Here is a 13,732-nt window from a genome sequence, read left to right as displayed (position 1 = left end):
AGCTTTTTTCAAATCCATATAATTATTAATTTCTGATTTAAAATTTCAAAATTTTGAACCAGATCAAAGCTTTATTATGCTCAAAATCAAAATTCCGTCGGTTTTTCTTCTTCTGAATATCCTGCTTTTTTCAGCTTGTTCAGATGATTCCGGTCCAGGTTATCAGGAACCCTATAACCCAGACCCAACAGATGATGATGTGGCTGAGGTTCCCTCGATCACAGATGAAGAACTTCTTGATAAAGTTCAGGAACAAACCTTTACATATTTCTGGGATTTTGCTGAACCTAATAGCGGGATGGCCAGAGAGCGTTCTCAGGATGAAGCTTATGGTGGTGATTCACCTAATATCGTAACAACCGGTGGTACAGGATTTGGATTAGCCTCTTTTCCTGCAGCAGTTGAACGTGGCTGGATTAGTAAAACTGAAGCTCAGGATCGTATAATAAAAATTCTTGATTTTCTGGAAACGGTGCCAACGTATCATGGGGCATTTTCTCACTGGTATATGGGAAACACCGCTCAAACTAGAACATTTGGTGAATTTGATGATGGTGGAGATCTTGTTGAAACAGCATTTTTAATACAGGGATTGCTTATCTGTCGTGAATATTTTGAGAACGATGAAATCGATTCTAGAATTACTGGTTTATGGGAAGCAGTTGAATGGGATTGGTATACTAAAGAAGAAAATACACTGTACTGGCACTGGTCTCCAAATTTCGCATTTCAGAAGGACCTGCAAATTAATGGCTGGAATGAATCCTTAATTGTTTATGTGCTTGCAGCCTCATCACCTACACATTCTATAGATAAAGAAGTTTATACCAATGGTTGGGCTTCTAATGGTAATATGGTGAATAACCGTGAGCATTATTCAATTGGCCTGCCACTGGGACCTTCCTATGGCGGACCTCTATTTTTCAGTCATTATTCCTTCATTGGTCTGGATCCAAGAAACCTGGAAGATCAATACGCCAATTACTGGAATCAGAACACCGCACATACATTAATAAATTACGAGTACGCCGTTACGAATCCGAAGGATTTTGAAGGCTACGGACAGAATTCGTGGGGCCTTACAGCCTCAGATTCTAAAGATGGATATGCCGCTCATAGCCCTACGAATGATTTGGGAGTGATCACTCCCACCGCGGCATTATCCTCTTTTCCTTATACTCCGGAAAAGTCAATGGCAGCATTACGTTACTTATACGAAGAACTAGGAGATGATCTTTGGGGAAATATGGGCTTTTATGATGCTTTTTCTGAAGAATATGACTGGTATGCCGATGGTTACCTGGCCATCGATCAGGGGCCGATCATTGCGATGATAGAAAACCACAGAACACAACTATTATGGGATCTCTTTATGTCTAATCCTGAAATATCTGCAGGACTGGATAAACTGGGTTTTAGTTACTAGATCCTGAATCATTTTTAAAGTAATTGAATGTTAAATAGATCTATATATATACTAAGTCTAAGCCTGTTTCTAGTAACAGGTTGTAAAAACGCAACGAATAAGACTGAAACTTCAGAAGAAGCAAGCAATAATTCGCCGAAACTCACTGAAGCCGAGTTATTAGACACTGTTCAAAAGCAAACCCTGAAGTATTTCTGGGATTTCGCAGAACCAAATAGTGGAATGGCACGTGAGCGTTTTCATCCTGATGGGAATTATCCAAAAGATGATAAACATGTGGTTACAACCGGTGGATCTGGTTTCGGACTCATGGCGCTAGTTGCCGGAGTAGAAAGAGGCTTTATTCCGAAGGATTCAGCATTGATAAGATTTAATAAGATCGCAGATTTTCTGGATAGTACTCCCCGATTTCATGGTGCCTGGTCTCACTGGCTAAACGGTGAAACTGGAGAAATTCAGGCGTTTGGGCAAAAAGACAATGGTGGAGATATCGTAGAAACTTCTTTTTTAGCACAGGGCTTTATCGTGGTACGCGAGTATTATAAAAATGGAACTACAGAAGAGAAAGCAGTAGCAGCAAAATTTGATAAACTCTGGAAAGGTATCGAATGGAACTGGTATACAAATGATAAGGATGGTATTTACTGGCATTGGTCACCAGAATACGAATGGGAGATGGATTTTATGATCGAAGGTTATAATGAATGTCTAATCACCTACGTTCTGGCCGCATCCAGTCCGGATCATGCGATTAAAGCCAATGCATATCATGATGGCTGGGCAAGAAGTGGAAAGATCACTACAGGCGCAGAAGCCTTCTCTTATCCTCTAATTTTAAAACATAATACCCGTGGTAATATGGGAGGTCCATTATTCTGGGCACATTATTCGTATTTGGGGCTCAATCCGAAAGGTCTAAGTGACAGGTATGCGAATTACTGGGATCTTAATGTAAATCATACGCTCATCAACTATGAGTATGCTCTTTCAAAAGCTGATAGCTCAAAAACTTATGCTGAAAATTCCTGGGGCTTAACCGCGAGTTATACCCGTAATCAGGATAATTCTACTGGTTACACAGCACATTCACCAGATAATGATCGTGGTGTGGTTTCACCTACGGCAGCAATTAGTTCCATTCCATACACTCCTGAAAAATCTCTGGCAGTGATGAGGTTTTTCTTCGAGGATCAAAACGACCTGCTTTGGGGACCTGCTGGTTTTTATGATGCTTACAGCCTGGAAGGAGAACCATGGGTAAGCCAAAGATACCTTGCCATAGATCAGGGGCCTATGGTAGTGATGATCGAAAATTATCGAAGCGGACTTATCTGGGATCTTTTTATGCAGGCTACGGAAGTTCAAGAAGGATTAAAAAAGCTGGATTTTCAATTTACGAAATAGAAGATATGAGATTTAGAATAACACTTTTAGGATGCTTTTTCAGTTTGATAACCTTTGCTCAGGATAATTCAGAATATCAGAAAGAGCATTTTACTTCAGGAACTGATACTTTGAATTACAGAATCCTTTTTCCGAAGGACTTCAGTGAAAATGAAAAATATCCAGTGGTATTAGTGCTTCACGGCGCAGGAGAACGTGGAGAAGATAATGAATCTCAATTGGTTCATGGCGGTGGTCTTTTTCTGAAGGATTCGATCAGAGAGCAATTTCCCGCTATCGTCATCTTTCCGCAGGCACCAAAAGATGATTACTGGGCAAAAGTTGAAGTGAATAGAGATATTAAACCTTTTGAATTCGATTTTAAAAATAAAGCTGAAAGCACTTCGTCCTTGAAACTCGTCATGGAATTAATGGAAGAAATGAAGCAAAAATCATTCGTGGATGATGATCGCTTATACGTGGGTGGATTGAGTATGGGTGGAATGGGAACTTTTGAGATCATTTTCAAAAAACCTGAATTGTTCGCCGCTGCATTTGCCATATGTGGCGGTGCGAATACCGAGATCGCAGCTGAGTATCCTGAAAACTTTGATATCTGGATCTTCCATGGAGAACAGGATGATGTAGTGTTGCCAAAATATTCCAAAGCGATGGCGCGTGCTATCAATCATCATGGGGGAAATGCTAAACTTTCCCTGTATCCAGAGGATAATCACAATAGCTGGGATTCAGCTTTTGCAGAACCATTTTTACTAAAATGGCTATTCTCACATAGTCAGATTCAAACAAAATAAACATCCTGATTTAATGATCAAAATGAGTGGAATTAGACAGTATTTCTTAGGTGCAATCCTCACGTTTTCAGGTATTCTGACAGCGCAGGAGAGCTTGCCTGAAACCTACTGTAATCCATTAGATATCGATTATACCTATATGGTATATAATTCCAGTAAAAATATTTCCTATCGTTCCGGGGCAGATCCCGCGGTGATCGAATACCGTGGTGAATATTATATGTTCGTAACCCGTTCTTTTGGCTACTGGCATTCTACAGACCTGGTAAACTGGGAATTTATAAAACCTAAGCAATGGTATTTTGAAGGGTCAAATGCTCCTACGGCTTTCAACTATAAAGATTCGCTGGTCTATTTTGCTGGTGATCCTGCAGGCTACGGAAGCATTATTTATACAGATGATCCTCAGAAAGGTGAGTGGGAACCGGTAGCTTCAATTTCTAATAATATTCAGGATTCAGAATTATTTATTGATGATGATGGTAAAACCTACCTGTATTGGGGATCATCAAACGTTCATCCTTTAAAGGTTAAAATGCTGAATAAAAACGATCGGTTTCTAGAGACCGGCGATCAGAAGGAGCTTTTCAATCTGGTAGAAGAGGAACATGGATGGGAACGATTTGGAGAAAATAACTTTCATCCTACTTTGAAAGAGGGTTATATGGAAGGAGCTTCCATGACCAAACATAATGATAAATATTACCTGCAATATGCTGCACCCGGCACGCAGTTCAATGTATATGCAGATGGAGCTTATGTAGGTGAAACACCATTAGGACCCTTCAAATACATGAAAAATAATCCTATGAGTTTCAAACCGGGAGGTTTTACCAACGGCGCAGGACATGGGATCACAGTGATGCAAACAAATGGACAATACTGGCATTTTTCTACCATGGCGCTGGCGTCCAATTCTCACTGGGAAAGAAGACTGGCGATGTTTCCTACCTATTTTGATGAGGATGGACTCATGCATTCCAATACCAGTTATGGTGATTATCCACTATTTGCGCCAGACCATCCATCAAAACCAGGCGAACATACAGGATGGATGCTAGTTTCTTACCAGGCCAAAACCACGGTTTCAACTTCGAAGGTACAGGTGCGAAAAAGTACATCTACAGACGGGCAATTTGATATTGAAGAAATCGCAGCAGGCAGGGATGCCAATAATAATATTACTACAGAATTACTTACAGATGAAAGTCCCAAATCTTACTGGGTTGCTGAAAGTAATAATGCGGAACAATGGGTAGAATTAGAAATGAAATCTTCCGGTGATATCTATGCACTTCAGCTAAATTTTCATGATCACGAGGCCGGTATTTATACCAGAACTGAAGGATTGAAACATCAGTTTACCATAGAAACTTCCGAAGATGGAAAGAATTGGGGGATGATCGTTGATCGCAGTAATAGTGCGAAAGATGCTCCTAATGCATACCTGCGTTTAGATAAACCCGTGAATGCGAAGTATGTAAGATATCGAAATGTCAAAGTACCCGGAAAAAACCTGGCACTTTCAGAAATAAGAGTATTTGGAAAAGGCTATGGAGCTGCACCAAAAAAAGTAAAGGATTTTAAAGTTGACAGAGAGGATGATAGACGGGACGCCAGTTTAAGCTGGAAGAAAGTAGATGGTGCCCAAGGATACAATATCCGTTGGGGTATAGCTCCAGATAAATTGTACCAATCCTGGCTGGTGTATGGTAAAACAGAACATTTTATGAGAAATCTGGATAGGGATACCAAATACTTTTTCTCTATTGAATCCTTTAATGAAAATGGAATTTCAGAAAAGACCCAAATTATAACTGTAGAATAACCGAATTCAAATTAGAAAATCAGAAGCAATGAAGAGAACTTATTTATCCATATTATGTGTTGCAATTTTTGGAATATCCATGCAGGCACAGAATAGAATTCCGGAAGTGGAAGAAATTCTGGCGAAAATGACACTGGAGGAAAAAATTGGTCAGTTGAACCTGGTAACACCTGGTGGTGGAGTAGCTACGGGAGCCGTGGTTAGTAAGAATGTTGAGGATAACATAAAGCAAGGGAAAGTAGGAGGACTCTTTGGAGTTTCTGGTCCAGATAAGATTAGAATGGCGCAGGAATATGCTGTAAACGATACACGGTTGGGCATCCCGCTGCTAATTGGTTCAGATGTTATCCATGGATATAAGACGACCTTTCCAATTCCCCTGGGAACTGCTTCCAGCTGGGATATGGAATTAATTAAAAAGACAGCTGAGGTTGCGGCCAAAGAAGCTACGGCAGATGGGATCAACTGGAATTTTTCGCCAATGGTGGATATAGCCCGTGATCCAAGATGGGGTAGAATTGCTGAAGGCGCAGGAGAAGATCCTTATCTGGGTAGTCAGATCGCAAAAGCGATGGTAGAAGGTTACCAGGGAGAAGATCTTGCTCTGCCAAATACCATGATTTCTACCGTTAAGCATTTTGCACTATATGGTGCTGCGGAAGCTGGAAGAGATTATAATACGGTGGACATGAGCAGACTTAGAATGTTCAACGAATACCTGCCTCCATATAAAGCAGCTTTAGATGCAGGTGCTGCCAGTGTGATGAGTTCGTTTAATGATGTGGACGGAATCCCGGCATCAGGGAACAAGTGGTTGCTTACCGAGCTACTCAGAGAAAAATGGGGATTTGAAGGATTTGTGGTTTCAGATTATACTTCAGTGAACGAAATGATCGCTCATGGATTAGGTGATCTTCAGGCAGTTTCAGCCTTATCTTTAAAAGCAGGACTTGATATGGATATGGTTGGAGAAGGGTTTCTGACTACTCTTGGTAAATCTGTTGCAGAAGGAAAAGTTTCCGAAGAAGAGATTACCATCGCAACGAGAAGGATCCTGGAGGCAAAGCATAAACTGGGACTTTTTGAAGACCCTTACAAATACCTGGACAGCAACAGACCGGCTACCGATATTCTGACTAAAGAGCACAGGACGCTGGCGAGAGAAGCTGCTAAAGGTTCTTTCATACTACTTAAGAAGCATGAGGATGTTTTACCAATTTCGAAATCGGCAAAGATCGCTTTGGTGGGACCACTCGCAGACAATAAGAATAATATGCTGGGAACCTGGGCTCCAACGGGAGATCCATCACTTTCAGTTTCGATATTAGAAGGCTTCAAAAATGTAGCTCCAGAGGCTACAATTTCGTATGCAAAAGCGGCTAATATTTCAAATGATACCAGTTTTGCCAAAAAAGTAAATGTCTTTGGACCACGAATCATGATTTCAGATAAGTCTTCGGAAGCTATGCTGAAGGAAGCGCTGGATGCTGCTAAAAATGCAGATGTGATCGTGGCTGCAGTTGGGGAAGCTTCAGAAATGAGTGGAGAAGCTGCCAGCAGAACCGATATTAAGATTCCTGAAAGTCAGAAAAAAATGATCCGTGAATTGGCTAAAACTGGTAAGCCGATGGTTTTAGTATTAATGAGCGGTAGACCTCTGGATATTTCAGAAGAAATGGAATTGCCAGTGAGTATTTTGCAGGTATGGCATCCAGGAGTGGAAGCCGGAAATGCTATTGCCGATGTTGTCTTCGGTGATTATAATCCTTCCGGAAAGATCACAGCATCCTGGCCTAGAAATGTTGGTCAGATCCCTGTATACTATTCAGTAAAAACCACAGGTAGACCAGCACCTTCTGAAGATTTTGCCAAATTTAAGACCAACTACCTGGATACGAAAAATTCAGCATTGATCCCATTTGGTCATGGGCTTAGTTATACAAGTTTTAAATATGAGGATATCAAAGCCAATAACAGCGAACTTGCTTCTAATGGTTCCGTAGAAATAAGTGCTAAACTCACTAATAACGGAGATTTTGATGGAGAAGAAGTGGTACAACTTTATTTGCATGACAAAGTTCGAAGCGTAACTCCACCGGTTAAAGAATTGAAAGGTTTTCAGAAGATAGCTTTGAAAAAGGGTGAGTCAAAAACGGTCACTTTCAAGATCACCGAAGAGGATCTTAAATTTTATAATGCCGAATTGGAATTTGTTGCTGAACCAGGAGAATTTGAATTCTTTATTGGAGGTTCATCAGCCATAGAAGCAGCGGGCAGTTTTACTTTGAAAAAATAATTGATAATTGAAAAATTAGAATGAACACTTAACCAATTAGTATCAACCATTAAAAACATTTATTATGAGAGTTTCCAGGCAATTTTACCGGTTTAGTTATGTCTTCCTCATCTTTGCAGCGATGCTTCTGGCGTTTACTGCCTGTGAGGATGATGATATTGAAGAACCACGAAGTGCGGTCGCATTAGATCTTGACTACGCACATATGGTTGTAGGGAACGAGTTGACTCTAACTCCGCTCATAAGAAATTTTAAAACTGCTTCCAAAGAGTATAAGTGGGCAGTTTCAGATTCAACAGTGATAGAAATTGTTTCAGTAGCCAGCAATTACGCGGCAACTGTAAGAGCTATTGGTGAAGGCACCGCGACCGCATCTATAAGTACTATGGACGGGACAGAGGAAGCAAGCACCACCATAGAGACCAATTTGATCATGGAATCTGAAGTGCGATTGCCGGCGACTATTACCGCATATACTCAGTCCACGGTAAGTATCATTCCAGATTTTAACCTGGTGGAGCGTCCAGTGAGAAATTATACCTGGTCGGCCAATCCTGAAGGAATCATTTCTTTTGAAACAGATCCTGAAACTTACGAAGTAGAAATCCAGGGTTTACAAGAAGGTACTACAGAACTTAGTATTCGTTCTGATGATGGTCAGGTTGTAGGTACTACAAGAGTGACTGTAGAAAATGAGAACGACGGAATTTTAAAGGTTCTGGCCATTGGAAACAGTTTTTCTGAAGATGCTTTGGAATCTTACCTGTATGGGCTGGCAGATGCAGCTGGTGAGGAAATTGTGATTGGTAATCTATATATTGGAGGAGCAGAATTAGATCTACATGCTCAGAATGCTACAGAAAACAATGGAAGTTATAGTTATCGGAAGATCGATCTGCAGGGAAATAAAAATACTACGGCAGATGTAGCGATCTCTACCGCTCTGGATGATGAGAACTGGGATTATATTAGTTTCCAGCAGGTTAGTCAAAAATCTGGTCAGTATGAAACCTTTATTACACCATTAACCGAACTATACAAATATGTAGTTCAAAATGTGGACAACGCTGATACTAAATATTTGCTTCACCAAACCTGGGCATATTCTGAAAACTCTACTCATTCCGGATTTGTAAATTATGATAATGACCAGATTCAAATGTATGAAGCTATCGTTGATGCTTATGATCAGGCTGGTGAACTTATCGACGCGCATAGCGTTGTTCCTGCCGGTACTGCCATTCAGAATGCAAGAACCAGTTATTTAGGAGATAATTTTAATAGAGATGGTTATCATTTAAATGAAATAGGAAAATATACTGCCGCAAGTACATGGTTCGAGATCCTTTTTGATCAAAGTGTAGTGGGTAATAGCTATGTTCCGGAAGGCTTTGTTCCACTGGATGCTGAAATCGCTCAGCATGCTGCTCACGAAGCTGTTCAGAATCCAATGATGATCACCGAGCTTACCGACTATCAAACTGCAGGAGGATCTGGTGTTATAACCAAGAATGTACTGATCGATTTTGCAACATCTTCAAATTCTGCAGGATGGAATGGTTTAACCAGTTTTCTTGAGGATGCTACGATACCAAATCTAAAGTATGAAGACAATGAGTTTACTGGAATTGAGCTGACAGTTACAAGCAGATTTAACGGCCAGAATACAGCAGGAGAGACTGTCACCACAACAGATTTAAATATGCCAGCAGAAGTTTCTGGAAATTCTTTCTACGGAAACTCAAAAGGAGAATGGGCTGGAATACTTGTTGAGAAAGGTATTTTGAAGCTAAGTGGTTTTGAAAGTAATAGCACTTATGAGTTCTGTTTCTTTGGCTCTAGAACAGCTACAGATAACAGGGAGACCTTATACACCGTAATTGGTCAAAACTCTGATTCTGCAACATTGAATGCAGCGAGTAATACGGATGAGATTGCATGTGTTCAGAGCATACAAGCAGATGAGAATGGGGAGATCTATATTGAAGTGACATCGGGAGCAAATAATGATAATGCTAACGGATTCTTTTATATCAATGCCATGCGTATTGCTCCGGAAGAATAGGAAATTGGATTGATTTCCAGATAATTTAAATAGTAAGTTTTAGTTTGTTGGCCCCGGGTTTTGGTTTTTACTCCCGGGGCTTTTTTATTGAAATAGATTGATTTCTAGCAGAGTGGGTAAGCTGATAATTTGTATTATAAGTATTCCTTAATTTACTCAATTTTCATTCCCTGATTCTGTAGTGTTTTCTTGCAGAAAATTTTATCTTCGCTGCATAATTTTTCAGTCATGAGTTTACAGGAAAAAGTAATGGTCGAAATGAAAGCGGCCATGAGAGCAAAGGATAGTGTGAAGTTAGAAGCTTTGCGTGCTGTTAAAAGTGAAATACTTTTAGCGAACACGGGAGCATCTTCTAAAGATGGACTTACCGAAGACGAAGAAATGAAGTTGTTGCAGAAACTTGTGAAGCAGCGTAAGGATAGTGCTGAAATTTATAAGGAACAGGGTAGAGAAGATCTTGCTGAACCTGAATTGGCTCAGGCTGCTGTTATTGAAGAATTTCTTCCGGAGCAATTAAGTGAAGCTGATATTGAGAAAGAAGTAGACCAGGTGATCGCAGAAACCGGTGCAACCGGAATGCAGGATATGGGAAAAGTAATGGGTGCTTCTACGGCTAAACTGGCTGGTAGAGCAGATGGAAAAACTATCTCGGCAATCGTTAGAGAAAGACTGAATAAATAAATTATTACCGGCCCCGTGGCGCAACTGAATAGCGCATCAGATTTCGGCTCTGAGGGTTGCAGGTTTGAATCCTGCCGGGGTCACAGAGAGAATCCGTAGAGTATTTGTTCTACGGATTTTTTATTTCCGCTACTTTTCCAGTAAAGTACTTTAAGTGGATACATCGATTGGACCTCACAACTGCTCAAATCTTTCCGAAGTAAAACTTACGGGTATAAATAAAAAAGCCAGATCGGATATTGCAAACCGACCCTACTCAGTTTACAAATCCATATGATCTGGCATTTTATAATGAACTGAAGAATTATAAATCCTTCAAATCAATTTGACCGCAATGTATAAAAGTTTCAACATTCAGATTATGGATAACCGTAATGGAATAACGATGCATGAATAGATAGCTGCGTACTATCTATTCATGCATACGAAAATATACAATATTGTGAATTCTCAATCTGAATCATCTGACTAATTACGTTATTCATACTCATCAGCTCCAATGATCACTTCTTCTTTCTTACTTCAGTATTTAAAAACACTTCAACACAGACTTAAAATATTATGCTAAGTTCCGTGAGTACTTTCAATAAAATTTTGATTTATTTAGACACTGGCGTTAAACATTCCATAAATACTTTCCGAAGCCTTAGGTATCCGATACTTTAGCCAAGAGATAAAAAAGCAAGTATTATGGCAGCATATTTTAATACCAACCAGTTGAGATTGACAATGAAGGAACTGGTGAAGATTTATATGAGTGATTGTGAGGAATGTGATGAACTTTCTCAAGATTGTATGGATCTTTTAAGACACAATTTTCAGGCTGAGTATGCAGTTTATAACAAACAAACGAAAGCTGTAGAAATTGGAATTAATAAAACCGAGGATGATTTTCATACTTATCCACAAATAGAAGTTTATTCCTTTCCAATTAAAGAAATAGGTAAAAAAATTGATCACTCCTTTAAGCACAACCAGGAAGACCTTGAGTTTTATGGTAAGCTGATTGGTAGAAAAAAAGGTCTTGGTTCCAATTCTGTAGTTCTTATGGACTAAGATTTTGGACCAGAATTAATAAAAAAAGTCGATTCATTTGAATCGACTTTTTTTATTTACCTATATCGTTCATGATCATTTTCGCATGAACTCTTGAGTTTTCAATAAACCATTTGTGCGTTTCAGTTCCACCGCAAATTACACCGGCTAGATAAATGCCAGGGATGTTTGTTTCCATAGTTTCTGGATCATACTCCGGAATTTTCCTACCATCGTCAGAAAGATCAATTCCAATATTCTGCAGAAATCCAAAGTTAGGCCTGTAACCAGTGAGCAATAAAGCAAAGTCATTCGGTATCGAAACTTCACCTTCATCAGTATCAATAATAACCTCTTTAGTTCTAATCTCTTTAATACCGGCATTAAAATATGCCTTAATGCTTCCTTCCTCAATCCTGTTTACAATATCTGGTCGTACCCAGTATTTCACTCTTTCTCCAATTTCTGGTTTTCGAACGATCATAGTGACATCACCACCTTTCCGGTAGATTTCCAGTGCAGCATCCACGGCAGAGTTACTCGCCCCTACAACAATCGTTTTCTGAGTTGCATAGTAGTGTGGGTCATTGTAATAATGTGAAACCTTAGGCAGGTCTTCACCGGGAACCCCAAGGTAATTAGGAATATCGTAGAAACCTGTTGCGATGATTACTTTTGAAGTATGATACTCAGACTTCGTAGTTTTTACAATATGACCTGAACCTTCATTAGACTCCACTGCCGTAACTTTCTCGAAAAGGTGAATATTGATCTTGTTGGCGACCGTTATTCTTCGGTAGTATTCAAGAGCTTCGCGCTTTCCCGGCTTAGGATTGTTACTGATAAACGGAATATTATCCAGTTCCAGTTTTTCAGAAGTGGAAAAAAATGTCATATTCGTAGGGTAGTGGTACAGCGAATTCACCAGGCAGCCTTTTTCAAGGATTACATAAGAAATACCTTTCTTTTCTGCTTCCAGCGCACAGGCGATTCCAATAGGACCACCACCAATTATTACCAGTTCGTAATTCTCGTTAGGAGTTTGCAATAGATCTTAAGTTTTTAATGGTTCCAGGCTGATCATCAGACTTAAATACGAAACTACCTGCTACCAATACATCTGCTCCAGCCTTACTTAATTCTGCTGCATTTTTATCGGTAACACCACCATCAATTTCTATAAGTGTTGGTGCGTTGTTCGTCATGATGATCTCCTTCAATTTCTGTACTTTCTGAAAAGTATTCTCAATAAAACTCTGTCCACCAAATCCAGGATTTACGCTCATTATACAAACCAGATCAATATCCTTGATCACATCTTTTAGCAGATCTACGTTCGTATGCGGGTTAATTGCAACACCAGCTTTCATACCTTCGGCTTTTATGGCTTGTAGGGTACGATGCAAATGGGTGCATGCTTCGTAATGAACTGTAAGTATATTAGCGCCTAAAGCGGCAAATTCCTTAATATACCTATCTGGGTCCACGATCATAAGGTGAACATCGATAGTTTTAGTCGCGTGTTGAGAAATAGCTTTCAAAACCGGCATACCAAATGAGATGTTTGGTACAAAAACACCGTCCATTATGTCAATATGAAACCAGTCTGCTTCACTTTGATTGATCATTTCAATATCTCTCTGTAGATTTCCGAAATCTGAAGCCAGAACTGAAGGGGCAATAAGTGTTGTGCTCATTAAAAATTTGTTGTGTGAGCTGCAAAAATAAGAAGAATTACAGGCTTTTAGAGTATTAGACGATAAATGCTTTTAGAATATTAGCAACGGCATTTTTCGTTGGTTTGTCCAGAACTTCTAAATAGTGCTCATAATTTTGAAGTCGGGCACTGCTATAGCGAGCGTCTTCTGAAATAAAATCGCTTTTGTAGCCATCGAAGGATTCTTTGTTAATCTCTTTTCCGAATAATTTAATGACATTAAAATGGCGAGAGTCATCCTCTATAGTGTCGTAGAGCTGAACAATCTGTTTTTGATCTCCTTCAATGATCTGGAAAAAGTTTCCTTCTGAATAGAGGAGTAGACCGGTAATATTCTGCTTATTATTATTGATTTCAGAATCATTTAGAATTTGTCTAATTTCTGTTTCTGAAAGACTTCTTTCAGCAGTACTAACGTAACTTATGGCATATCGCATGATGAAAATGATGATTTAATGTATTTAAAAATATAAGTTTTTTACTAAA

The 13,732-nt window shown here is 39.5% G+C and carries 11 protein-coding genes and 1 tRNA gene; 9 read left to right on the top strand and 3 right to left on the bottom strand.

Features of this window, described 5'->3' with window-relative positions; translation table 11 throughout:
- Nucleotides 1–76 precede the first annotated feature (76 nt).
- The 9 genes from ABVM50_RS01075 (at nucleotide 77) to ABVM50_RS01035 (ending at nucleotide 11,550) form a co-directional block, all read left to right on the top strand.
- Nucleotides 77–1,426: a glucoamylase family protein gene (locus ABVM50_RS01075; protein WP_405199588.1), complete on the top strand. Its 1,350-nt coding sequence runs from the start codon at nucleotides 77–79 to the stop codon at nucleotides 1,424–1,426.
- A 27-nt stretch (nucleotides 1,427–1,453) separates the two neighbouring features.
- Nucleotides 1,454–2,830, top strand: coding sequence for a glucoamylase family protein (locus ABVM50_RS01070; RefSeq protein WP_405199587.1), 1,377 nt, complete (start codon nucleotides 1,454–1,456; stop codon nucleotides 2,828–2,830).
- Nucleotides 2,831–2,835: 5 nt separating this feature from the next.
- Nucleotides 2,836–3,624 (top strand): prolyl oligopeptidase family serine peptidase, encoded by a 789-nt coding sequence (locus tag ABVM50_RS01065; RefSeq protein ID WP_405199586.1) that lies wholly within the window; start codon nucleotides 2,836–2,838, stop codon nucleotides 3,622–3,624.
- A 13-nt stretch (nucleotides 3,625–3,637) separates the two neighbouring features.
- Nucleotides 3,638–5,452 (top strand): family 43 glycosylhydrolase, encoded by a 1,815-nt coding sequence (locus ABVM50_RS01060; protein ID WP_405199585.1) that lies wholly within the window; start codon nucleotides 3,638–3,640, stop codon nucleotides 5,450–5,452.
- Between the two features lie 28 nt (nucleotides 5,453–5,480).
- Nucleotides 5,481–7,748: a beta-glucosidase BglX gene (bglX, locus tag ABVM50_RS01055; RefSeq protein WP_405199584.1), complete on the top strand. Its 2,268-nt coding sequence runs from the start codon at nucleotides 5,481–5,483 to the stop codon at nucleotides 7,746–7,748.
- Between the two features lie 64 nt (nucleotides 7,749–7,812).
- Nucleotides 7,813–9,813, top strand: a complete 2,001-nt coding sequence (locus tag ABVM50_RS01050; protein ID WP_405199583.1) for a DUF4886 domain-containing protein — start codon at nucleotides 7,813–7,815, stop codon at nucleotides 9,811–9,813.
- A 228-nt stretch (nucleotides 9,814–10,041) separates the two neighbouring features.
- Nucleotides 10,042–10,494 (top strand): GatB/YqeY domain-containing protein, encoded by a 453-nt coding sequence (locus ABVM50_RS01045; protein WP_405199582.1) that lies wholly within the window; start codon nucleotides 10,042–10,044, stop codon nucleotides 10,492–10,494.
- Nucleotides 10,495–10,503: 9 nt separating this feature from the next.
- Nucleotides 10,504–10,577, top strand: a tRNA-Arg gene (locus ABVM50_RS01040).
- Nucleotides 10,578–11,184: 607 nt separating this feature from the next.
- Entirely contained in the window at nucleotides 11,185–11,550 is a 366-nt protein-coding gene (locus tag ABVM50_RS01035) for a hypothetical protein (protein ID WP_405199581.1), read from the top strand.
- 52 nt (nucleotides 11,551–11,602) lie between these two features.
- On the opposite strand, the gene ABVM50_RS01030 is transcribed toward ABVM50_RS01035, so the two are convergent.
- From ABVM50_RS01030 to ABVM50_RS01020, 3 genes are read right to left on the bottom strand one after another with little or no spacing between them, the layout of a single operon-like run.
- Nucleotides 11,603–12,577, bottom strand: coding sequence for a YpdA family putative bacillithiol disulfide reductase (locus tag ABVM50_RS01030; RefSeq protein WP_405199580.1), 975 nt, complete (start codon nucleotides 12,575–12,577; stop codon nucleotides 11,603–11,605).
- Nucleotides 12,564–13,226 carry a ribulose-phosphate 3-epimerase gene (gene rpe, locus ABVM50_RS01025; RefSeq protein ID WP_405199579.1) on the bottom strand — a complete coding sequence of 221 codons (663 nt, stop codon included), beginning with the start codon at nucleotides 13,224–13,226 and terminating at the stop codon, nucleotides 12,564–12,566. Before rpe ends, ABVM50_RS01030 begins: the two co-directional genes overlap by 14 nt.
- 55 nt (nucleotides 13,227–13,281) lie before the next feature.
- A complete protein-coding gene (locus tag ABVM50_RS01020; RefSeq protein WP_405199578.1) occupies nucleotides 13,282–13,683 on the bottom strand; it encodes a BLUF domain-containing protein in 402 nt (133 codons plus the stop codon).
- Nucleotides 13,684–13,732 lie beyond the last annotated feature (49 nt).

Origin of the sequence: Christiangramia sp. LLG6405-1, from assembly GCF_045055805.1 — a bacterium.
Taxonomy (GTDB): Bacteria; Bacteroidota; Bacteroidia; order Flavobacteriales; family Flavobacteriaceae; genus Christiangramia.
Note: the sequence above shows the minus strand (reverse complement) of the source record. Positions and strands in the feature narration are given on the sequence as shown.

What these genes read in the sequence shown, in the direction of transcription:
- ABVM50_RS01050 (WP_405199583.1), top strand. Translation starts at nt 7,813, where the DNA reads ATGAGAGTTTCCAGGCAATTTTACCGGTTTAGTTATGTCTTCCTCATC.
- ABVM50_RS01070 (WP_405199587.1), top strand. Translation starts at nt 1,454, where the DNA reads ATGTTAAATAGATCTATATATATACTAAGTCTAAGCCTGTTTCTAGTA.
- ABVM50_RS01060 (WP_405199585.1), top strand. Translation starts at nt 3,638, where the DNA reads ATGATCAAAATGAGTGGAATTAGACAGTATTTCTTAGGTGCAATCCTC.
- rpe (WP_405199579.1), bottom strand. Translation starts at nt 13,226, where the DNA reads ATGAGCACAACACTTATTGCCCCTTCAGTTCTGGCTTCAGATTTCGGA.
- ABVM50_RS01020 (WP_405199578.1), bottom strand. Translation starts at nt 13,683, where the DNA reads ATGCGATATGCCATAAGTTACGTTAGTACTGCTGAAAGAAGTCTTTCA.
- ABVM50_RS01035 (WP_405199581.1), top strand. Translation starts at nt 11,185, where the DNA reads ATGGCAGCATATTTTAATACCAACCAGTTGAGATTGACAATGAAGGAA.
- ABVM50_RS01045 (WP_405199582.1), top strand. Translation starts at nt 10,042, where the DNA reads ATGAGTTTACAGGAAAAAGTAATGGTCGAAATGAAAGCGGCCATGAGA.
- bglX (WP_405199584.1), top strand. Translation starts at nt 5,481, where the DNA reads ATGAAGAGAACTTATTTATCCATATTATGTGTTGCAATTTTTGGAATA.
- ABVM50_RS01075 (WP_405199588.1), top strand. Translation starts at nt 77, where the DNA reads ATGCTCAAAATCAAAATTCCGTCGGTTTTTCTTCTTCTGAATATCCTG.
- ABVM50_RS01065 (WP_405199586.1), top strand. Translation starts at nt 2,836, where the DNA reads ATGAGATTTAGAATAACACTTTTAGGATGCTTTTTCAGTTTGATAACC.